Annotated in this window: 18 protein-coding genes and 1 pseudogene; 9 read left to right on the top strand and 10 right to left on the bottom strand. The window is 39.7% G+C overall.

Annotated features, from left to right (window positions below; translation table 11 throughout):
• Nucleotides 1-129: 129 nt before the first annotated feature.
• Both DXB52_RS11220 and DXB52_RS11225 read left to right on the top strand, forming a co-directional pair.
• Complete coding sequence (locus DXB52_RS11220; RefSeq protein WP_055157888.1) at nucleotides 130-762, top strand: GyrI-like domain-containing protein; 633 nt, start codon at nucleotides 130-132, stop codon at nucleotides 760-762.
• A gap of 41 nt (nucleotides 763-803) precedes the next feature.
• Nucleotides 804-1,277: a DUF1016 N-terminal domain-containing protein gene (locus DXB52_RS11225; protein ID WP_226871759.1), complete on the top strand. Its 474-nt coding sequence runs from the start codon at nucleotides 804-806 to the stop codon at nucleotides 1,275-1,277.
• Here the strand turns inward: DXB52_RS11225 and DXB52_RS11230 are convergent.
• On the bottom strand, nucleotides 1,171-1,656 hold the full coding sequence (locus DXB52_RS11230; protein ID WP_055157892.1) for a hypothetical protein: 486 nt from the start codon (nucleotides 1,654-1,656) through the stop codon (nucleotides 1,171-1,173). The two genes, DXB52_RS11225 and DXB52_RS11230, sit on opposite strands and share 107 nt — an antisense overlap.
• A gap of 157 nt (nucleotides 1,657-1,813) precedes the next feature.
• Between DXB52_RS11230 and DXB52_RS11235 the strand changes: the two genes are divergently transcribed.
• The 3 genes from DXB52_RS11235 to DXB52_RS11245 all read left to right on the top strand — a co-directional run bounded on the left by DXB52_RS11235 (nucleotide 1,814) and on the right by DXB52_RS11245 (nucleotide 5,405).
• Nucleotides 1,814-2,488 (top strand): response regulator transcription factor, encoded by a 675-nt coding sequence (locus tag DXB52_RS11235; protein WP_055148817.1) that lies wholly within the window; start codon nucleotides 1,814-1,816, stop codon nucleotides 2,486-2,488.
• The gene (locus tag DXB52_RS11240; RefSeq protein WP_118107356.1) at nucleotides 2,485-3,837 is read left to right on the top strand and encodes a sensor histidine kinase; all 1,353 of its coding nucleotides are present in this window, start codon (nucleotides 2,485-2,487) and stop codon (nucleotides 3,835-3,837) included. Before DXB52_RS11235 ends, DXB52_RS11240 begins: the two co-directional genes overlap by 4 nt.
• 164 nt (nucleotides 3,838-4,001) lie before the next feature.
• Nucleotides 4,002-5,405, top strand: coding sequence for an alanine/glycine:cation symporter family protein (locus DXB52_RS11245; protein ID WP_118107358.1), 1,404 nt, complete (start codon nucleotides 4,002-4,004; stop codon nucleotides 5,403-5,405).
• A gap of 104 nt (nucleotides 5,406-5,509) precedes the next feature.
• On the opposite strand, the gene DXB52_RS11250 is transcribed toward DXB52_RS11245, so the two are convergent.
• The 4 genes and pseudogenes from DXB52_RS11250 to DXB52_RS11265 form a co-directional block, all read right to left on the bottom strand.
• Nucleotides 5,510-6,394: an XRE family transcriptional regulator gene (locus tag DXB52_RS11250; protein WP_118107360.1), complete on the bottom strand. Its 885-nt coding sequence runs from the start codon at nucleotides 6,392-6,394 to the stop codon at nucleotides 5,510-5,512.
• A 115-nt stretch (nucleotides 6,395-6,509) separates the two neighbouring features.
• Nucleotides 6,510-8,500 (bottom strand): annotated as a pseudogene (locus DXB52_RS11255) (glycoside hydrolase family 31 protein).
• Entirely contained in the window at nucleotides 8,497-10,185 is a 1,689-nt protein-coding gene (locus DXB52_RS11260) for a glycoside hydrolase family 13 protein (RefSeq protein ID WP_118107362.1), read from the bottom strand. Before DXB52_RS11260 ends, DXB52_RS11255 begins: the two are co-directional and overlap by 4 nt.
• Before the next feature lie 200 nt (nucleotides 10,186-10,385).
• Nucleotides 10,386-11,393 carry a LacI family DNA-binding transcriptional regulator gene (locus DXB52_RS11265; protein ID WP_117960987.1) on the bottom strand — a complete coding sequence of 336 codons (1,008 nt, stop codon included), beginning with the start codon at nucleotides 11,391-11,393 and terminating at the stop codon, nucleotides 10,386-10,388.
• Nucleotides 11,394-11,675: 282 nt separating this feature from the next.
• Between DXB52_RS11265 and DXB52_RS11270 the strand changes: the two genes are divergently transcribed.
• Nucleotides 11,676-12,548, top strand: a complete 873-nt coding sequence (locus tag DXB52_RS11270) for a YitT family protein (RefSeq protein ID WP_015527688.1) — start codon at nucleotides 11,676-11,678, stop codon at nucleotides 12,546-12,548.
• Between the two features lie 124 nt (nucleotides 12,549-12,672).
• Here the strand turns inward: DXB52_RS11270 and DXB52_RS11275 are convergent, their stop codons facing one another.
• The 4 genes from DXB52_RS11275 to DXB52_RS11290 form a co-directional block, all read right to left on the bottom strand.
• Nucleotides 12,673-14,172, bottom strand: coding sequence for an HD domain-containing phosphohydrolase (locus DXB52_RS11275; protein ID WP_118107364.1), 1,500 nt, complete (start codon nucleotides 14,170-14,172; stop codon nucleotides 12,673-12,675).
• Entirely contained in the window at nucleotides 14,169-14,543 is a 375-nt protein-coding gene (locus DXB52_RS11280; protein ID WP_227159826.1) for a sensor histidine kinase, read from the bottom strand. The genes DXB52_RS11275 and DXB52_RS11280 overlap by 4 nt, the downstream gene beginning before the upstream one ends.
• A complete protein-coding gene (locus DXB52_RS11285; RefSeq protein WP_118107366.1) occupies nucleotides 14,501-15,478 on the bottom strand; it encodes a hypothetical protein in 978 nt (325 codons plus the stop codon). Before DXB52_RS11285 ends, DXB52_RS11280 begins: the two co-directional genes overlap by 43 nt.
• Nucleotides 15,479-15,541: 63 nt before the next feature.
• Complete coding sequence (locus tag DXB52_RS11290) at nucleotides 15,542-16,111, bottom strand: substrate-binding periplasmic protein (protein ID WP_227159825.1); 570 nt, start codon at nucleotides 16,109-16,111, stop codon at nucleotides 15,542-15,544.
• 249 nt (nucleotides 16,112-16,360) lie between these two features.
• Here DXB52_RS11290 and panD point away from each other — a divergent pair, with 249 nt between their 5' ends.
• The 3 genes from panD (at nucleotide 16,361) to DXB52_RS11305 (ending at nucleotide 18,665) form a co-directional block, all read left to right on the top strand.
• Nucleotides 16,361-16,753: an aspartate 1-decarboxylase gene (gene panD, locus DXB52_RS11295; protein ID WP_118107368.1), complete on the top strand. Its 393-nt coding sequence runs from the start codon at nucleotides 16,361-16,363 to the stop codon at nucleotides 16,751-16,753.
• A gap of 94 nt (nucleotides 16,754-16,847) precedes the next feature.
• Entirely contained in the window at nucleotides 16,848-17,687 is an 840-nt protein-coding gene (gene panC / locus DXB52_RS11300; RefSeq protein ID WP_118107370.1) for a pantoate--beta-alanine ligase, read from the top strand.
• A 3-nt stretch (nucleotides 17,688-17,690) separates the two neighbouring features.
• The gene (locus DXB52_RS11305; protein WP_117835879.1) at nucleotides 17,691-18,665 is read left to right on the top strand and encodes a bile acid:sodium symporter family protein; all 975 of its coding nucleotides are present in this window, start codon (nucleotides 17,691-17,693) and stop codon (nucleotides 18,663-18,665) included.
• 59 nt (nucleotides 18,666-18,724) lie between these two features.
• Here DXB52_RS11305 and DXB52_RS11310 read toward each other — a convergent pair whose 3' ends face one another.
• Nucleotides 18,725-20,782 carry a hypothetical protein gene (locus DXB52_RS11310; RefSeq protein WP_118107373.1) on the bottom strand — a complete coding sequence of 686 codons (2,058 nt, stop codon included), beginning with the start codon at nucleotides 20,780-20,782 and terminating at the stop codon, nucleotides 18,725-18,727.
• Nucleotides 20,783-21,071: the final 289 nt, after the last annotated feature.

Raw genomic sequence — 21,071 nt, forward strand, 5'->3', positions numbered from 1 at the left:
AGAAAATATCCAGAGATTTATACAGTTATTATGGTGTTACTGAGGAAGATATTAAAAAACAAGACAAAAAAGATATTCGTCACTGGTAACGAATTTGAGTTCATAAATTATAAATTTAAGGAGTTAGTTATGGCTTTTGATTTTAAGAAAGAATATAAAGAGTTTTATATGCCTAAAAATAAACCGGAGATTGTGACTGTCCCTAAAGCAAATTATATTGCGGTCAGAGGAAAGGGTAATCCAAACGAAGAAGGTGGAGCATATCAGCAGGCAATTAGTGTATTATATGCGGTTGCATATACTTTGAGAATGAGTTATAAGACAGATCATAAAATTGCAGGATTTTTTGAATATGTAGTTCCACCACTTGAAGGATTCTGGTGGCAGGAAAATATACATGGTGTAAATTATGCAGATAAAGATTCTTTTAATTGGATTTCAGTTATACGCCTGCCTGATTTTGTAAATCAAAAGGATTTTGAATGGGCTGTTGAAACAGCAACCAAAAAGAAAAAAATAGATTGTTCATCTGCAGAGTTTGTGACCATTGACGAGGGATTATGTGTTCAAATAATGCACTTGGGAGCATTTGATGATGAACCGGCAACTGTTGCACTTATGGATGCGTATTTGGAGCAGAATGGATATGTTAATGATATGAATATGGAAAGATTACATCATGAAATATATCTGTCTGATGCAAGAAAGGTTGCCCCAGAAAAATGGAAAACGGTCATTAGACATCCTATAAAGAAACTGTAAACTCGGCAATTGTCGAACTGACACAGTAGAAAGGATTATATATGAGTGAACAGTTTGGATATGGAACAAGATTTTATAAAACGGTGAGTGACGATTTGAAATCTATTTTGCCAGATGTGAAATCATTTTCTCCAACTAACTTGAAATATATGAGATACTTTTATGAGATGTATCCTGACGCAGTAATTTGTCCTCAAGTTGAGGACGAATTGATTACAGATGCAAATCATCCCCAACTTGGGGACGATTTACAAATCATTTTTAGAATACCATGGGGACATAACAAAATAATACTTGATAAATGCAAAGGAAATTCTGCAAAGGCATTGTTTTATATCAGAAAGACTATTGAAAACAATTGGTCAAGAGATGTTTTACTAAACTTCTTAGGAAGAAGTCGATATGGAATTAATCATCAATGCCGTATTTATTTTCCAGTGCTTCTTCTGCTAATTCCAGTTCATCTTCCAGTTTTTCAATCGTGCGTTCTCTCGCTTTGTATGTCTCGAAGCTAATCTCTTTCATCTGGTAAGCATACTCAAATTCATCGTCAAGCTTATCCAGTTCGTCATCGACTGCGTCTACCTGTTTTTTCAAAGCGTAGAATTGTTCGTGATTCTCAGATGCATTTGTAGATGTTTTTGCATTGTTTACACTTTTTGTTATGTTACGGATATCGTTTTCATAAGAAGAGAAATCATAATCCTTTTCGTTCGCATTCTCTACTGCGTTTTCTGTGTTACTGATATTATCATCATTGTCATCTGTATTTGATGTTACAACTTCCTGTGTCTTAATTTCTATATCTTCTGCTGCTCCATTATTGGATGAAGTGCATCCTGTAAAAGCAAATATTAATGTGAGAGATAATAAAACTACTAATATTTTTTTCATAATGTGTTCTCCTTCCGTCTCTTGGATGTTTTGTTTTTGCTGTTATATGTATCATATAGGGGGAAGATTAAAAAAAAGATAAAACAAATAGTAATTTCAAAAAATGAAAAAAAGGACTCTAGCACACGAAAATGATTGGTATTATAATAATTACATTATGAGATTACTGATTGTAGAAGACGAGAATGATTTAAGAAACATTGTCAAAAAAAGGCTTGTCAAGGAACATTACAGTGTAGATGCCTGTGGGGATGGTCTGGAAGCAATGGATTATATCGATATGACTTCCTACGATGGTATTATTCTTGATATCATGTTGCCGGGAAAGGACGGATATGAAATCTTAAGAGAATTAAGGCAACGAGAAGATGATACACCGGTTCTGTTACTGACAGCAAAAGACAGCATTGAAGACCGTGTCAAAGGACTGGATCTTGGTGCCGATGATTACCTGATCAAACCATTTGCATTTGAAGAACTGCTTGCAAGAATCCGTGTCATGATGCGTAGAAAGCCACAATTTATATCCAATCAACTAAAAATAGCAGATCTTATTCTGGATCGTGACACAAGAAAGGTTACAAGAGCCGGAAATGAAATTGATCTTTCTGCAAAAGAATTTATGGTTCTGGAATGTCTTATGCGCAACAAAAATATCGTAATGACAAGACAGCAGATTGAACAGAATGCGTGGGACTTTGATTTTGAAGGTGGTTCCAATGTGATCGACGTATACATTCGCTATTTGCGAAAAAAAATCGATGCACAATATGAACAAAAACTCATCCACACTGTTCGCGGTGTCGGATATGTAATGAGGGAAAACGAATGAAACAGCTGACGATCAAGAAAAAAATTACGCTATGGTACACCGGAATCATTGCCGTAGTTCTTGGGACTATTTTAGTTCTCGTCCTTCTTTTTGTGGATAAGGTTGGAATTTCTGCGACAGAAGAAGAAATCTGTGCCGCAGTGACTGGTTTCTCTTCAAACATTAATTTTCAGGATGATTCCTTTTATCTTGACGGCGATACCGAATTTTACGATGACGGTATTATGTTTTGTATTTATGACAAAAACGGACGCTTACTTTATGGAACGATTCCAACCCAATTTCCAGAAGAAACTATCCTCAAGTCGAATACACCGCGAATGATAACCGGATCAAATCGAAAATGGATGATATATGACAGCGTTTACTCTTACGGTGATGATGAGGAAATGTGGGTACGAGGAATTACCTCCGTACATTCTATAGAACTTTTCATGCAGACATCCGAGAAAATGCTGTTGATTGTATTCCCATTACTCATTATTCTGATCGGGGCCATCGGATATTTTATGATCAAGCGGGCATTGAGACAGGTGGATCTTATCTGCGATGAAGTTGAAAACATCAGCAATGGAAAAGATCTTTCCAAACGATTGTCTCTGCCAAAAGCAAAAGATGAATTATACGAATTGTCGGAGAAATTTAACGAAATGTTCGAGCGCTTGGAATTTTCGTTTGAGAAGGAACGTCAATTCACATCAGACGTATCCCATGAACTGCGGACTCCCGTTGCTGTTATCATTTCCCAGTGTGAGTACTTATTGGAAAATGAAAACTTATCTACGGAAGATAATGAAGAGATTGCAGTCATCTTAAGGCAGGCAAAACGAATGTCAAAGCTGACAAGCGAAATGTTAATGATCGCCAGAAACGAACAGGATGAGCAGCATCTGATGGAAAAACTGGATTTTGGATTATTAAGCGAACTTGTAATAGAAGAACTGCAGACAAAAGCACAGGAAAAAAATTTTGAAATCACCCTGCAAAAGCAGGACGACTTATTTATGAACGGCGACCAGACATTGCTTTTGCGTATGATGATGAATTTAATAACCAATGCCATCAATTACGGAAAAGCAAATGGACATATTCATGTTATCCTGAAGGTCGAAAATGACCAGATTGTCGGTGAAGTGAAAGATGATGGTATTGGAATAAGTGAGGAACACCTGGACAAAATCTGGGAGCGTTTCTATCGCATAGACAAAAGCCGTTCCAGAGAAAATGGCGGTACCGGTCTCGGCCTTTCTATGGTGCGCTGGATTGTAAACCTCCACAATGGAACCATTCACGTCGAAAGTATCGAAGATATCGGAACGAGTTTTATTTTTCGATTTCCGAAAATATAAGGGGCTATCGCTATATATCCTTTTGGTATATTTTCCTTTTTCTATCACAGTGTCGTATTATTCTTCCATCAGTTTTCAAGCCAAGTACTAAAATGTAAAAAAACTTGCAAATCCATCTTCTTTCCGTTAATATATTGACAACAAACAGGGAAAGGAAAGAAGGTATGTTTCAAACAATTATTGGTACAATCAGTTCTTTTATGTACAGCAAGCTGCTGGTTATTCTACTGATTGGTGCGGGAGTCTATTTTACAATCCGCACAAGATTTCCGCAGGTAAGATTATTTAAGAATGCTTGTGGATCCGTGATGGAAAAGCCGGAGGATAAAGGGGCAATTTCCTCTTTTCAGGCACTTATGGTTTCAACAGCATCCCGCGTGGGAACGGGAAATATTGTCGGGGTTTCATCGGCAATTTGTATAGGTGGATTTGGTTCTGTATTCTGGATGTGGGTGATTGCGATCATCGGAAGTGCATCTGCACTGATCGAAAGTACATTGGCACAGATTTATAAGAAAAAAGGAAAAGACGGAAGCTGTTATGGAGGACCGGCTTACTATATTGAAGCGGCACTTCATTGTCGCCCGCTGGCAATTGTTTTCTGCGTTGCAATGATTTTAACCTACGCATTCGGATTTAATATGCTGGCATCTTATAATCTGCAATCTACATTTTCAGTATTTTCTTTTTATAATGCAGAGATGAGTCCCTGGATCATCGGTGGGATTTTGGCGGTGCTGACAGGATGGTGTCTGCTTGGCGGCGGATCACGTATCGTAAAAGTAACTTCAATGGTTGTGCCGGTAATGGGGATTGCGTATATCGGAATTTCACTTTTGGTAGTAATTATCAATATTCAGAACGTGCCGGCAATGTTCGTGCGTATTTTTGAAGAAGCATTTGATTTCAAAGCAATTTTCGGAGCATTTTCCGGTTCAGCCATGATGCAGGGAATCCGCCGGGGACTCTATTCCAATGAGGCAGGTATCGGTTCCGCTCCGAATGCATCAGCTTCGGCAAATGTCAGCCATCCAGTAAAACAGGGGCTGGTACAGATGTTATCCGTATTTATTGATACTTTGTTGCTTTGTACAGCAACAGCAATGATGTGTATGTCATCCGGGATCGATCCGGCAAAAGAATTGCAGGGAGCACCATGGGTGCAGGCATCTCTTCAGGAATCACTTGGTTCTTTCGGGCCGATCTTTATTACAGTTGCAATGGTATTTTTTGCATTTACAACTCTGCTCGGAAACTGTTTCTATTGTGACAATCTTTTAATCTACATTCACAAAAAACAGCCGGAAAAAGCTTTTATGAAAGGCTTCAGACTGGTATCGGCACTTGCAATCTTTCTGGGTGCAGGAATGGAGATGTCTCTTTTGTGGGATCTTTCCGATGTACTGATGGGGGTTATGGCGCTCATTAACATTCCGGTTATCCTGATTTTATCAGGGATTGCGTTTAAAGCGATCCAAGATTATGAAGTGCAGTTAAAACAGGGAATCAACCCGGTTTTTAAAAGTGCAGACATTGGTCTTAGACAAAAAACAGATTTTTGGAGATAAAACAGGATAATGGGGGAGACTGTCCGAACCACCGGATAATCTCCCCCAATTTCTACATCCTCTATTTTATAACTAAGACTTTCTGTGTTTTAATGAATAGCTTTTTACTTTTTGTTACTGTGGTATTTTTTATAGAAATAAATATAGGATATTCCACCTGGAATACCGATCCAGATAAGCATTGTCACGACAGACACAATCTCAAAATCAGAAATTGTTAATGCACAGGCTATATACAGCAATACCATCGGAAATGAAATAAATCCTAAAATTCTATGTGCAATCTTCCAGGTATCTTCATCACGCACAGTCCATGGCAAACGAAGGCCGGTATGTCTGTTATATGGCAACTTCGGCGATACAATACCTATAAAAACCATTATGCAAGACAATAATACCATAGCAAATAGTTTCTCTCCATTTTCCGAAAAAGTAATGACATCAACTGCACTCAGAAAAGCAAAAACAATACCAATGATTAAAATGCTAATATTGCAAAGTGTGGTAACACGGAAAATACCAATTCTTAAATCGTCAGTTGTTAGACTTGTAAACAAAGCCAAATTACGATACAGTACGATAGCTGCAATCAGCATACATATTCCTGCCATTAGAATTGATACGACTTCATTTTTCACACTCATTGTAATCATCATAGATAAAAATGAAACAAACAGAATCAGACCTCTTTTCTGGTTTGCCTGATACAACAACTTTTCTTTTTGCTTTTTTCTTGCCAGCTGTTCATTTAGTTCCGCCAATTCTTCCGCCAAATTCCCATTACTATGGATACTCTCCTCAATTCCAAGCAATTGACTAACCGATACATCAAGCAAATTTGCCATTTCAATCAAAACATCTGCATCCGGAACGGATAATCCCTTTTCCCATTTTGAAACTGTCTGCCGAACAACATTTAACTTTACTGCCATTTCTTCCTGGCTCATTCCTTTTGTTTTTCGGAAATGCTTTATATTCTCATTAATCATAATTTCATATCCCTTCTATTCGATATGTACATGTACATTATAATTATACGAATATGCTGTTTCCGATACAAGCAATGGAAATTAACATTGGCTATTTTTTCTTTACACTTAAAAGTTAATTTGTGAATACCCGATAATTCTCTTCCTTATCGTAATCCTTGTGGATTCCATCATCCTCGTACATCGTATAACTGCTGTTTTTATATCCGATAAGCTGCAGATGTTCGGTATCAATATCTTTCACACACTCTGCTGCTTCTGCAACCGGGATGCATTTACCACTTCGAATGAAGAGCGGTACTTCATTTAGTGCCACATCTACATAATGAATACCTTTTGCGAGAACCTCTTCAGAAATGCTTCCGTCTGGCAGGAACTTGATAAATTTCATTTCTTCCGGCAGATAAACATAACGGCCTCTTGCGTTCTGCTCGTAGACCGGAGCGATCATGATCTCGTTTCCAAGCATCAGCTGATCCTCTATCCTGATTGCTCTCTTGTCATCCGGATAAACAAACCCAAGTGGTTTGAAATACATGTCATCATTCAGCACAGCTTCATGTACTCACTGTACAGATACGGCACAAGACGATATCTTGTATTAATGACAGCGCGGAAATCCTCGATTTTCTCAAATTGATAACATTCCTGCTCTCTTGTTCCCGTTGCTGAATGATTACGCATCAGTGGTGTGAATACACCAAGTGCAAGAAAACGAAGCAACAGTTCTCTTGTCGTATCACTGCCAAATCCTCCAAGGTCAGCACCTGTATACAGGAAACCGCACATATTCAGAGACGGCAGCATCTTCAGGTTAAGAAGGATATGCGACCACCAGGATTTATTATCGCCTGTCCAGATTCCGCCATAACGGTGCATTCCGATATAAGAAGATCTGGAAAACATCAGAAAACGTTTTTCCGGGTCAATGCGTTCAAAAGCTTCTCCTGCTGCTCTTGTCATATTGTAGCCAAAAAGATTATGTACTTTGTCATGACGGATCTTTTTGCCATCGACATTGTGATAAAATCTTTTGTAATCTTCCGGATTATTTGCAATACTGAGCATCTTGTCCTGCATTTCCCAGGGATGGGTCTTGCCTTCGGTATCCTTTGCAAACGCTCCGGCAAGTTCTCTTGCCTCTGCAAGGCCTTCGGAAGAATAAAAGATCGCAGGCTCGTTCATATCATTCCAGAAACCTTCTATTCCCTGTTCAATCAGAAAACGATATTTGTCCCCGAACCATTTTCTGGCTTCCGGATTCAGCATATCCGGAAAATGGGTATCTCCCGGCCATACAGCTGCAACAAAATCACTTCCGTCTTCTCTCTTGCAGAAATAGTTGTTTTTGACACCTTCCTCGTAAATCTCATATCCCGGCTCAACCTTCACACCGGCATCAATGATCGGAATCAGGCGAATATCCTGGTCATCCATTTCCTGCACAAATTCTGGAAAATCCGGGAAATTTTCTTCATTCACTGTGAAATCTTTGAATGACTGCATATAGTCAATATCCATGTAAATCATATCGATTGGGATATGATTCTCCCGATATCCTTTTGCGACAGTACGGAAATCTTCTTTCGTCGTATAACCCCAGCGGCTCTGTCCGAAACCAAAAGCAAACTTTGGCGGAATATAACTGCGTCCGATTACGTGGCGGAACTGTTTTACGATATCATAAGCATTCTCACCTTCAAGCACGTAAATATCTAGATCAGCATTTTCGCAGGATACCCTGAGTGTATCCTCTCTGTCATATCCGATATCAAAGGTCAGTTTCGACGGATAGTCAAAAAACAATCCAAATGTAGTCTTTCCACTCACGATGATAAAGTTGTGTGCTCCGTACAAAGAACGCTTGTCCTCTGTATGTACCGGATCATCTGTGCAATTACTGATATAACAATACCCTCTCTTGTTGATTCCACGATTGGCTTCACCCAGACCATAGACAATGTCATCTTCATCCATGATATAAGTAAAAACAAATCCTTCCTCCTGGCTGACCTCTCCATATGGGAGAACGCCCTCAGTTGTTTCAATTTTTTCAGTCAGTGCCTCCGTATTAAACGGAGTTCCATATCTATATTTTCTAATCATTTCTCTGTCACCTGATGTTTATAATATAATACGAATGCTTCATATGGGTTCAAAATAATTTTTCCGTCGAATTCTTTTCTTCCAAGGTTTGTGATCAGACACTCTGCGCCTTTGAATTCTTCCGGCACTTCTACTTCTGCATTCTTGTCACTGAAGTTGCAGACAGTCAGAAGCTTTTCCTGATCCCCTTTTCTTGTATAAGCAAAAATCTGCTCGTCTTCACGATAAAGCGGTTCAAATTCGCCATAAACAATAATTTCTTTCTCTTTGCGCAAGCTGATCAATTTCTGATAGTAATGGAAAATAGAATCCGGATCTTCAAGCTGCTGTGCTGCATTGATCTTTTTGTAGTTTTGGTTTACTTTGATCCACGGCTCACCATCTGTGAATCCAGCCTGTTTGCTGTCATCCCACTGCATCGGCGTTCTCGCATTGTCGCGGCTTCTCAGCATCAGACATTTCATCATGTGTTCCGGAGTCATAAGACCTGATTCAGTAAACTCTTCAAAGTAATTAATACTCTCAATATCACGGTAATCTTCCAGTTTGTCAAAATAAGCATTTGTCATACCAAGCTCTTCCCCCTGGTATACATATGGCGTTCCCTGCATCATGTGAATACAGGTAGCCAGCATTTTTGCAGATGTTTCTCTGTATACCGGATTGTCATTTCCAAAACGGCTGACGCTTCTCGGTTGATCATGATTACCTAAAAACAAACTGTTCCATGCTTTACCCTGGAGTTTCTCCTGCCATTTGATCATGATGTTTTTAAACTCTTTAAAATCATATTTTTGAGTTGTCCACTTTCCATAATCTCCGCATCCACTCTCCACATGCTCAAATTGGAATACCATATTCAGTTCATTTCTGTCTTCACCCGCATATTTCTGTGCTTCTTCAATTGTAACTCCAGCTGTTTCACCAACTGTCATGATATCATATTTTGAAAGGACTTCATGATTCATTTCCTGAAGAAATTCATGGACTCTTGGACCATGTACGCTATATGGTCCAAAATCGCCATAAAGTCCGTTATTCATTTCTCCATCCGGAAATCTCTGATCTTTGGAAATCATACTGATAACATCCATACGGAAACCATCAATTCCTTTTTCACACCAGAATTTCATCATATCGTAAACTTCCTGGCGTACTTTTTCATTTTCCCAATTGAGATCCGGCTGTTTTTTTGAAAACAGATGCAGATAATACATCTGTGTCTGCGGATCATATTCCCATGCAGAACCGCCAAATACTCCGCCCCAGTTATTAGGTTCTTTTCCATTTACCGGGTCTTTCCAGATATAATAATCACGATATGGATTATCTTTTGATTTGCGGCTTTCAATAAACCAGTTGTGTTCATCCGATGTATGGTTGACTACGAGATCCATCAGAATCCTGATGGATCTTTTGTGTGCTTCACACAACAACTCCTCGTAATCCTCCATAGTTCCATATTCTTCATAAATTCTACGGTAATCAGAAATATCATAACCATTATCGTCCTGAGGTGATTCCAGCATCGGAGAAATCCATAACACATTTACCCCAAGTTCTTTAAGGTAATCGAGTTTCTGTATGATTCCTCTGATATCTCCCACGCCATCACCGTTACTATCTTTAAAACTCTTAGGATATATCTGATATACTACACTTTCTTTCCACCATTTTTTCTCCATGCCAAGTCTCCTCATTTCTAATTATTTGACCGCTCCTGCAACCACACCATTCATTATACTCACCTCATCCTTGCAGTATCAAGAGGTTTCTCGTGAAACTACAAAAGGTAACAAAGTTTATTTCCTGCTTTTATACAGTTTATACAAAGAAAAACAGGTCATTGCACCTGCTCGCCTATATATGCAAAAAAAGGATCCTGTCATTCTTTGACAGAATCCCTCTTTACCAGATAGACTGGGTTTTTTATATTTAATTCGTTCAGCGTCTCTCCCCGAATCAATTTCATCAGACGTTCCAACGCCACATGTGCTTTTTGTGGAATATCCTGATGAACTGTTGTCAGTTTCGGTCGAATCATGCTCGCGTAAACACTGTCATCATATCCTGTAACAGAAATCTGCTCCGGAACCATGATTCCTTCGTCAAAAAAGAAATTTATTGCTTCTATCGCATTATAATCTGAAGAAAAGGCCAGCGCTTTTGCTTCAAGAAAGCGTGGAAGAAGTTCTCTATATTTCCTGAGACGAAGATTTCTTTTACCCGGAATAACTATATATCTGGAACGACTGCAGAATCCCCCTTGTTTTTCCATCGCCTGTTTGAATCCCATCCACCGATAGTAATCGCTGTCCTGCTCTGTTTCTGCAACAAACAATGCTTTCTTATATCCACAGGAATACAGGTATTCTCCGATCTGATACCCGCCTGAATAATCATCTATACCAACATTCTGGAATGTATAAGTCCCCTTCGGATAAGCATCGATCAAAATCATTTTTTTGTTTAATCTGTGCGAAAGGTTATGATACTGCTCTTCATTGTATCCCAGGATAATCAATCCCTCTACATTCCATTTTGAGGCAATATCCACTACATTCTGAATGCTTTCACCGCCAATAAGCATAACATAATATCCATTTTCTTCCATTTCCATCTGAATCGTTCCGATCAGTTCTCCCACGAATGGATCCTGAAGTGACTGCATACCATGAGCGTAAGTAAATCCGAGTACTACGCCTATAATTCTGGAACCATGACCGGAAAGCATCATGGAACCCATATTCGGAACATAGTTCTGTTCTTTAAGAATAGCCGTGATTTTATCGATCGTTTTCTGGGAAACTCTTTTCGTATTGCCATTTATAACATTGGATACCGTGGTGCGGCTAACGCCTGCCATATCTGCAATATCCTGAAGCCGAATCATAAAACCTTCCTCCTGTGTTCTTATTTCCTTACAATACTGTTTCCTGCTTATTTGTACTCAGATACTTTCGTTTCTGCAAAAGTCATTTTCGCTTATATCGAGTTTATAATATCATAGGCAGTTAGGTTTGTCACATAAAAGTTTGAAACTTCAAACTGCAAGACCGCTGTAATTGCGACTGATAAAATTAACCATTGTCTCCATGAATATATTAGAGATATAATATAAATACTGGTATCTGATTTTTCTGAATACTAAGTATATAAAAATGGGGAATGATAAATGAACAAACAAGAGAAACAGATTTTCACATCCGACAATTTGAAAGAAACAGCCATCATGACGATAGCAGTGGGCATTATCGCCGCGGCCGTATATTTCTTTTTGATTCCGAGTATGACCTCGATCAGCAGTATATCCGCGCTGGCAATTGTTATGTCGCATTATATACCGTTGCATGTATCAACGATCACAATGATATTGAACGTTGTCCTACTGCTGATAGGCTTTGTGACATGCGGAAAGGAGTTCGGAGCAAAGACGGTTTACACAAGCATCCTGCTGCCGGTGTACCTTGCAGTATTTGAACACATATTTCCGGATTTTACCTCGCTGACAGACAGCAGTGAACTGGATGTAATATGCTATATCCTGGTCGTAAGTATCGGGCTCAGTATTTTATTTAACATGAACGCATCTTCTGGCGGACTGGATATCGTAGCGAAGATCATGAATAAATATCTGCACATAGAATTAGGAAAAGCAATGTCCATCTCGGGCATGTGTGTGGCACTTTCTTCTGCTCTGATCTATGACAAGAAAGCTGTCGTTTTAAGTGTGCTTGGAACTTATTTTAATGGTATTGTGCTGGATCATTTTATCTTTGGCCAGAATCTGAAAAGACGTGTATGTATTATTACAAAATACGAAGAAGAAGTCCGTCAGTTTATCTTGCATGAACTGCATAGCGGAGCAACATTCTACGAGGCGACAGGCGCATATAATATGCAGAAACACAGAGAGATCATTACGATCGTGGACAAAAGTGAATATCAGAAACTAATGAATTATATTATCAAGAAGGATCCGGAAGCATTCGTGACAGTGTATACAGTGTCTGATATGAGATACCGTCCAAAGGTAAGATCCTTTTAGGCGGGAAGAAGCTCTACAGAACACTTTACGCAGCTGCTTGAATATCTGAACAGAAAAGAGTCGCAGCCTGTTCCATCAGGGAATAACTGTGACTCTTTTTATTTTGTCTTCCATTTTTGTGACATTACTTCACAATATCCAACTGCCCGACAATTCCGATATATCCATCTGTTTTTATTGATGACCATAATGTGTGCAGTTTCAGATCACACATCTGCCTTTCACCTCTTACTTTTAACATTACTTTCATTGAAACTTCTTTGTTTTTACTTGATACTGAATCCAACGAATCTTTTACGCGCTGAATATCCTCTTCGCTTATATCATATACTCCATATAAATCAAATCCCGGAAGATCTCTCTGATACTCTTTCTGCGATTCTCCGTCTGTTAAAACCAGTTTTCCTGAAATCACATTATACTCCATTGAAATCTTACCGCTATTCTCCTTAAAGAACTTTATCTTTTCCTGCATGATCTCTATAACACGCTGGGAATAATCCTTGCATGGCAATGCATTTTGCCTCAGTATTTCTTCTGAGATCCTCTGCGCTTCATAATACTCTCTGTTGTCATCCTTTTCTTTCTTAAATGTTCTGGACAACTGAGGACTGCTCTCTTTCAGGCATTCCAGAAGAAGCGGATTAAACTGTCCGCACTGACCTTCCAGAATCATCTGGATTGCCGTATCATGATCATATGCATTCTTATAGCACCGTACACTTGTAAGCGCATCATACACATCAGCAATTGACACGATCTGCGCAGAGATTGGTATTTCTTCCCCTTTTAGTCCATCAGGATATCCTCTTCCGTCCCATCGTTCATGGTGCCACCGGCAGATTTCCCATGCAGTGCGTACCAGTGGCTTGTCCTGTGGAAAATCCATATCCCGTATCATAGATGCTCCAATCTCACTGTGGCTTTTCATGATCTTGAATTCTTCATCTGTCAGTCTGCCTGGTTTATTGAGAATTTCTTCCGAAATGCTGACCTTTCCAATGTCATGAAGGGAAGATGCTGTTATAATCAAAGCAATATCCGTTTCTGTCAGATGATACGCATCTGTTTTCTTAATCAATTCTCTCAACAGCATCTCCGTTACGATACGGATATGTAATATATGCTCACTGCTTTCACTGTTATGAGAACCTAATACATTGCTCAGGATTCCAATCATAATCGTGTTGTTTTCTTCTTTCTCATAGACCTGATCTACAACCACATTGATCAGTCGCTTCTGGTTTGCATAAAGTCCCAATGTATTCTGGACTCTTTTCTTTACGATAACTGCATCAAACGGTCGGCTGATATAGTCTGTGATCCCCAGATCATACGCTTTTCGCATAATTTCGACAGATTCTTCTGATGAAATCATGACAACCGGGACTTCATCAATCCACTGTAACTCCCTCATATGTTCCAACACCTGGAATCCATTCATCTGCGGCATATTGATATCCAGAAGCATCAGGTCGATCTCTGGATGCACTTCCAGGATCTGGATCGCCTGATTTCCATTTTCAGCTTCCAGATAATCATAACTGCTGCCAAGGATCTCCTTTAATATATCTCTGTTAAGTTCTGAATCATCTACAATAAGTAGTTTTTGTTTCTCACTCATCCTTTATCCTCACGATTTTTATTTTTTCCTGCTAATTCAGCAATAATCTCCACTAATAGTTTCATATCGATCGGCATTCCCAGACCGGTACCGCCAAACTTAGATGCTCCGCCTTTCTGCTCCTGCGCAAATAGCTCAAACAGATGTTTTTGGAATTCCTCACTCATACCAATTCCTGTATCCTGACATGTGAACTCAAAAGTCACAATTCCATCCTGATCGGAAGGAATCTCTCTGGCACTCAAATAAATCTTCCCATAATCTTTATTATACTTTACGGCATTACTCAAGATATTCATCAGAAGACGCTTCAGATGGATTGGGCTGCCTATAAGATCTTTATGAATGATCTCTGGTGTTTTATGTTCCACCTTGATTTCTCTTTCATCAGGCTTTTTTGATACTTCTGTTCTTTTTCCTTTTCTATTATGAGAATGTTTTTCTGTGATTTTCTGTAAATCATCCAGATTAGTGCTACAACAATCAGATAAATGAACAGGCACATGATCACATTTTGCAGAAGTGTCTGAAATATGATCGAATCCGGAACGTAAGCATAGATGTAATGGTCTCTCTGCTTCAGCATAACACCGTGACACCGGACTCCATTGATCGTTAAGCCCATCATGTGCCTACTGTCTGCATGATTTTTTAGCTTTTGGATTACTTCATAATCGGTTGTGCTTTGTCCAATCAGCCCGGTATTGTTTGAAGCAATGATCACGCCTTCATCTGCTACGATAATTGTCCCATCCCGGTCCTTCCGATAGCCATTCAACAAACTCTGTATCGTAAGCGTATAATTCGTTGCATACTCTGCAGAAGTATAATAATAAGTCACTACAACTCCCGGTGCATCCTTTCTTGTGCAGGCAGCCATATCAATATAAGCCCCGTCATTATGATTGATTCTCTTGGCATACACTTTTTCATCGTAAATTGCTGTATCCAGTACGATTTCTTTCTCTGCACATTCTTTTATTTCCGGCAATAAACTTTCGTTCGTACTGTATTCACATACTATAGTTCCATCTGTATCCAGAACCACGATTCCCGTCAGCCATAACTGCTCTGCACTTTCTTTCAATAGCTGATCATCCAGTGTTTTTTCATTCTCTGTTTCTGCGGCTATATTTTTGCTGACCTGCCGGGTTCCCTCAATGGCACGAAGCAGACTTTTGGATTCTGATGATTCATTATAATGTGTATATGTGGAACATTGTACTTTTACATAATTTACCGTGTCTAAAAGATTAGCCTCTTTCTTTTCTTTGTCTGCATTGCTGAAAAAACATACAGACAGCACGACAAGACATATCCCAACAGCTATACTGATGATCCAGAATTTTTTTCTGTTGGGACAGATTTTTTATTCTTCTTCAAGCTGGTCCACCTCCAGATATTTTTCTGGGTCATCAAGATATTTTCCTATGATTTTTGCAGAAGTTCCGTCCTCTCTCATTTCATCCAGAGTCTGCTCCAGTTTCTCCGGCAGATCCCGAGTTTCATTTTTTGAGAAAGCGACTCCGATTCCGACTGTCATAAGTGGTTCATCCAGAATTCGGAATTTCGCATCATAATCTTTCATATACTGTATAACCGATTCCTCATGTGCACCTATTGCATCTGCATATCCCTTTCCAAGGAATGTATAGATCAGTTCCCTGTGTTCCAGGCTAATCAGATTACCAAGCTTTGGAATCCTGCTGTCTGTTCTTTTCAGAAAAATTCCTTCCGGTTTTGTTGTAGATTGTACGGCAAGTGTCTTTCCTTCCAGATCACTCAGGGTATAGATATCACTGTTCTCATTGACTGCAACCACCTGGTTACTGACCATATACGGACCGGCCCATTTATAATCATCCAATCGTCCTTTCATGGAGAAGCAGCCCATAATATTCACACGTTGTGCGACCAACAACGCATATTGCGCAACCATATTGACATTCCTTTCACAGGGTGTCATAATACTTGCGGAGATAGTATTTGGAATACTACAAAACTATACTCTGACTGAATCACAACAATTTCATATTGAACAGTTACCCCGCCAGGAAGTGGCGGAAAGCGAGCTTATATTTATTTAAGACATAAAATAAGACTCAGGGAATACGAAGAATAGCAAAAGCATTTGCAGGGATCAGTATACCTTGACGAATGCTTTTTTTTGTGAGGAGACCAATAAGAAATGACAGTTGAGATGTTAAAAGGAAAGATTCATCGTGCTACAGTAGTACAGGCCGAACTTGACTATGTTGGAAGTATTACTGTTGATGAAGACCTGCTGGAAGCGGCAGGAATTATGGAATATGAGAAAGTTCAGATCGTGGATGTAAATAACGGAAGCCGATTTGAAACTTATACGATCTGCGGCAAGCGCGGAAGCGGAATGATCTGCTTAAATGGTGCTGCGGCAAGATGCGTAAGTACTGGTGACAAGATTATTATCATGTGTTATGCACATTATGATTCTGAAGAAGCCAAAGAACATAAACCACAAGTTGTTTTTGTAGATGAGGAGAATAAGATCAGCCGTGTTACAAACTATGAGAAACACGGATTACTGAAAGATATGGCATAACTGCAAAAGTGATTGTAACCTATAAATGAAAATGAAATTTGTTGAATTCAGAACAAGAGGCTATCTCCTAATTTTGTTTTAAAAGGAGAACACCATGCAGGTAACAAAAACAGTAAAGGAAACAAGAGATTTAATTAAGAACTGGAAAAGAGAAGGGAAAACAATCGGTCTTGTACCGACAATGGGATTCCTGCACGAAGGACACGCAAGTCTGATCAAAAGATGCCGCGAAGAAAATGATATCGTTGTTGTATCTGATTTTGTAAACCCGACACAGTTTGGACCGACAGAAGATCTGGAAGCATATCCAAGAGATTTTAAACGTGACAGCGAACTCTGCGAGAGCCTTGGAGCTGATGTCATCTTTCATCCGGAACCGGAAGATATGTACCATGATCCGCATGCCTTTGTAAGTATTGATACTTTATCAGATACACTGTGCGGTAAGACAAGACCAATCCATTTTAAAGGTGTATGTACCGTTGTTTCTAAGTTATTTAACATTGTAACACCGGACAGGGCATATTTTGGTCAAAAAGATGCACAGCAGCTGGCAATCATCCGCAAAATGGTACAGGATCTGAATTTTGATATCCAGATCGTAGGATGCCCTATCATCCGTGAAGAAGACGGACTTGCGAAATCATCCAGAAATACATATTTAAGTGAAGAAGAAAGAAAAGCCGCACTTTGTCTTTCAAAAGCTGTAAAAGCCGGTCAGGATATAATCTGCAAGGGAATCAAGGCTGAAGAAGTATTAACAAAGATGCGCGAGATCATTGAAGCTGAACCTCTGGCAAAGATTGATTATGTATCTATGGTAGATGCACTGGATATGCAACCGGTAGAAATCGTAGAAAAAGATGTTCTGGTCGCTATGGCAGTTTACATCGGAAAAACCAGACTGATCGACAACTTTAGCTACGAGGTATAACCTATGGAAAATGTGATGAAAAAAATAGGAAAAGCCAGTTCTTTTCTTACAAAATATATTGGAATTATTATCATCTGCTTCTCTGTGATCGCATTTTTCTGGCGCGATGGGTTCGCGTGGACAACCAATTATACATCCATCTTTTTAGGTGTTGCCATGTTTGGCATGGGACTTACAATCAAGATGGACGATTTTAAGAGAGTTTTTTCAAGACCAAAAGAAATCGTGATCGGATTTGTTGCACAATATACGATCATGCCTGTTGTGGCATGGGGATTATGCCAGCTGATGCATCTTCCGACAGACCTGGCACTCGGCGTTATTCTGGTCGGATGTTGTCCCGGGGGAACAGCAAGTAATGTGATCACATATATTGCCGGAGGTGATGTGGCACTCTCTGTTGGAATGACGATCACTTCCACGCTTGCAGCCCCACTGATGACACCATTATTAGTGTATCTGCTTGCCGGTGCCTGGGTAGAAGTATCTTTCCTTGCAATGGTAATTTCTGTTGTGAAAGTTGTACTGATTCCAGTGCTTCTTGGTATTTTGATAAACTGGATCTTTGGAAAGCAGATTCAGAAAATATCAGAAGTACTTCCACTGATTTCTGTTGTATCCATCGTAATGATCATCAGTGGAATTGTATCTGTCAATGCGGAAAAAATCTTAAGCTGTGGTCTGCTCGTACTTGGAGTTGTGGCACTTCACAATCTCTGCGGAATGGGCATCGGGCTTGGCGCAGCAAAACTTTTACATATCGAATATGATAAAGCTACTGCGATTGCGATCGAAGTCGGAATGCAGAACAGCGGCCTTGCGATTTCTCTTGCAACAGCTAATTTTGCAGCTAATCCACTGGCAACGCTTCCGGGAGCGATCTTCAGTGTATGGCATAATATATCAGGCTCTTTATTCGCCGGAATCCGCCGTGGCGGAACTGGTACGAAAGAAGCTTGCCTGGAAGTAACTGAATAGATAGAAAGAAAAGCAAACGAGGATAGAAAACTACTTTCTCCATCCCCGTTTGCTTTTCTTTACTTTCCTAATACTACTGCTATTTTAATCTCTTTCTCTGTTTCACTAAGATCAAATGTTCCTCCATCCGCTACTGTAACATGTACTTCATACAAGGTATCTTCCGACAGTTTCTCTGGAATCGTTCCATCTTCTGTCTGAATCTTCCACAGATCTTCCGGAACCTCTGTCAGCTTACCGTCTTTTCCATAAGCATACAGCTTAAAGTCATCCGTTTTGCCTGCAAGCCCCTTCATTCGTATCGCCACAGTCGTACTTGGATGTACATTTTCTACTGTTATCTTATTCAGCCATCCTGCGACATTGCCCTTACCTCCGTCTTCCGTAAATTCTTCCTGCGTTAATATATTTCGCATTGCCTTGTCCAAATCTACTTTTCGGTAAGGCATTTCCGGAAGATATACGAACCGATCCTGCAGTCTGAGAAGTTCAAGATATCCGGTTGGACAGTACAATGCATTTCCACTGTTTCCCGCATACATACCGATTGCCATATTGTTATATCCTGGTTTGTCTGACACATCCATTGAAAATGCAGTCTCACCGGTCTCAAAATCTATCATAATAAACTGCCACATGCCACTGTCCAAGTCCTGAACATAACCGTAAATGTATCCTGTTGCGGTTGAAAGCTTCATCATCGATGTATCCCGGATATCATCTCTGCACCAGATACTCTTCATTTCATATCCGTCATCTGTCTTGATCGTATCAACACGCTCAACTCCCGGCATGACCATTTTATTTCCTTTCTGCAGCCAGTTCACATCATAGATATTTTCATATGTCTGTACAGATGAATCGTTATCTGCGTCCGCAAGCTTCGCACTTCCTGCTCCAAACCAGTTACATACGATTGTGCTGACTGTACCTTCACTGTTATCATATACGATTGCTGAATTTTCTACGGATACCTGCATTTCTTCCGGCAGCTCATCAATAACAGGCGTGCTTGCAACTTTTTCACCGGTCTTCATATCTAATGCCAGCAGATTCACCGGATTCTGATTATCTGTAAACATGACCAGATTGCTAGTTAGCGATGGCGAACATCCACTTCCCCACGCCAGACCGCCTCCGGTCGTTTCATCACCTTCTTTGCTGTCTTTTGCCCCTGCACTTTCATACGGAGTACACCATTCTACCTGTACACCGTTATCTGCTTTCAGTAGATAGCAGTTCTGATTTGTTAAGATGACTGCACCCTCTTTCGAAGAAGCTATTCCATTTTCTGCCCCTTCTCCAGGAGTTAATTCATATACAAATGTAGACGCTGTCAGATCAACCTCTTCTCCATTCAGAATTGCGTTGATCGCGTCTCTGGAAATGTATCCCATCGCACCTTGCTGCTGACGTTCCGGATAGATTCTGAATCCGCCGGTTGCAAACCAAAGATTTCCCTCATAGTCAAACACTACGGATAATAAATTCTGATCCAATGTCTTTCCGGTAATTGCCTCTGCTGCTGCTTTAATATCAATATCCAGCACTTTCTCAAATTCCGGCAGCACATTTCCTTCCTCGTCTGTTGCTTTCAACATAAGTACATGATTGTTGCTTGTCGGACACACCAGACGATTATTTTCATCAACAAAGGAATAGGAACTTTGTATCACATATCCTCCACCGTCATGCTGTTTTGGTGAGAAATATCCGATCGTCTGTGTTTCTTCTGCATTGATATCACGAATTGCAAGTCCTCCCAACAACGGAACAACTGAATGTCCATAATTGTCAAAAAATACCGCCGGAGACGCATTTGGATTCACCTTTTCATAAGAAACATTAATTTCTGGGTAAATACCAACAGGCAGTACCTCATCTGTTGAATCTGAATTATAACAATCATGGTGGATATTTGCATCATTTTTTGCCATATAAGGATTCTCATCAATTGCTTTTTTGGTAAGCGGTTTTATCGTTACTCCCGAGCTTACGCTTTCTGTTTTTGTCTGTTCCTGTTTCACCTCATCTGTCTTTGGTTCATTCGCTGAACAGCCTGATGTAACTGCAACTGCTGATATAATAAATGCTAAAAGAATTGTTCGCTTTTTCATATTATTCTGCCTCCTTTTTCTCGTAATCTGTAACTGTTCAGAGCCAAGCAGAATTTCATAAAACAGGTGTAAAATGCTTGCATTTTTAAGACTGTTTTTGAAATTTTATTTGGCGGATACGCCACACCGACGAAATGCGTAGCATTTTGGAGGTTGGCTCTGAACCGGTATATTTTTATTATAAAAAAAGCGCTGTTATTTTCAATTCTTCTGTCACGAATCATGGTAAAAATGGCACGAATTGTAAAAAACACCATCTCCTGACCGAATTACTTTTCAGCCGGAGATG

It is taken from the genome of Ruminococcus sp. OM04-4AA (assembly GCF_003462585.1).
GTDB classification, from domain to species: Bacteria; Bacillota; Clostridia; order Lachnospirales; family Lachnospiraceae; genus Mediterraneibacter; species Mediterraneibacter faecis.

Bases quoted from the DNA above. Each gene is read 5' to 3' on its own strand.
- DXB52_RS11220 (WP_055157888.1), top strand. From the start codon at position 130: ATGGCTTTTGATTTTAAGAAAGAATATAAAGAGTTTTATATGCCTAAA.
- DXB52_RS11225 (WP_226871759.1), top strand. From the start codon at position 804: ATGAGTGAACAGTTTGGATATGGAACAAGATTTTATAAAACGGTGAGT.
- DXB52_RS11230 (WP_055157892.1), bottom strand. From the start codon at position 1,656: ATGAAAAAAATATTAGTAGTTTTATTATCTCTCACATTAATATTTGCT.
- DXB52_RS11235 (WP_055148817.1), top strand. From the start codon at position 1,814: ATGAGATTACTGATTGTAGAAGACGAGAATGATTTAAGAAACATTGTC.
- DXB52_RS11240 (WP_118107356.1), top strand. From the start codon at position 2,485: ATGAAACAGCTGACGATCAAGAAAAAAATTACGCTATGGTACACCGGA.
- DXB52_RS11245 (WP_118107358.1), top strand. From the start codon at position 4,002: ATGTTTCAAACAATTATTGGTACAATCAGTTCTTTTATGTACAGCAAG.
- DXB52_RS11250 (WP_118107360.1), bottom strand. From the start codon at position 6,394: ATGATTAATGAGAATATAAAGCATTTCCGAAAAACAAAAGGAATGAGC.
- DXB52_RS11260 (WP_118107362.1), bottom strand. From the start codon at position 10,185: ATGGAGAAAAAATGGTGGAAAGAAAGTGTAGTATATCAGATATATCCT.
- DXB52_RS11265 (WP_117960987.1), bottom strand. From the start codon at position 11,393: ATGATTCGGCTTCAGGATATTGCAGATATGGCAGGCGTTAGCCGCACC.
- DXB52_RS11270 (WP_015527688.1), top strand. From the start codon at position 11,676: ATGAACAAACAAGAGAAACAGATTTTCACATCCGACAATTTGAAAGAA.
- DXB52_RS11275 (WP_118107364.1), bottom strand. From the start codon at position 14,172: ATGAGTGAGAAACAAAAACTACTTATTGTAGATGATTCAGAACTTAAC.
- DXB52_RS11290 (WP_227159825.1), bottom strand. From the start codon at position 16,111: ATGGTTGCGCAATATGCGTTGTTGGTCGCACAACGTGTGAATATTATG.
- panD (WP_118107368.1), top strand. From the start codon at position 16,361: ATGACAGTTGAGATGTTAAAAGGAAAGATTCATCGTGCTACAGTAGTA.
- panC (WP_118107370.1), top strand. From the start codon at position 16,848: ATGCAGGTAACAAAAACAGTAAAGGAAACAAGAGATTTAATTAAGAAC.
- DXB52_RS11305 (WP_117835879.1), top strand. From the start codon at position 17,691: ATGGAAAATGTGATGAAAAAAATAGGAAAAGCCAGTTCTTTTCTTACA.
- DXB52_RS11310 (WP_118107373.1), bottom strand. From the start codon at position 20,782: ATGAAAAAGCGAACAATTCTTTTAGCATTTATTATATCAGCAGTTGCA.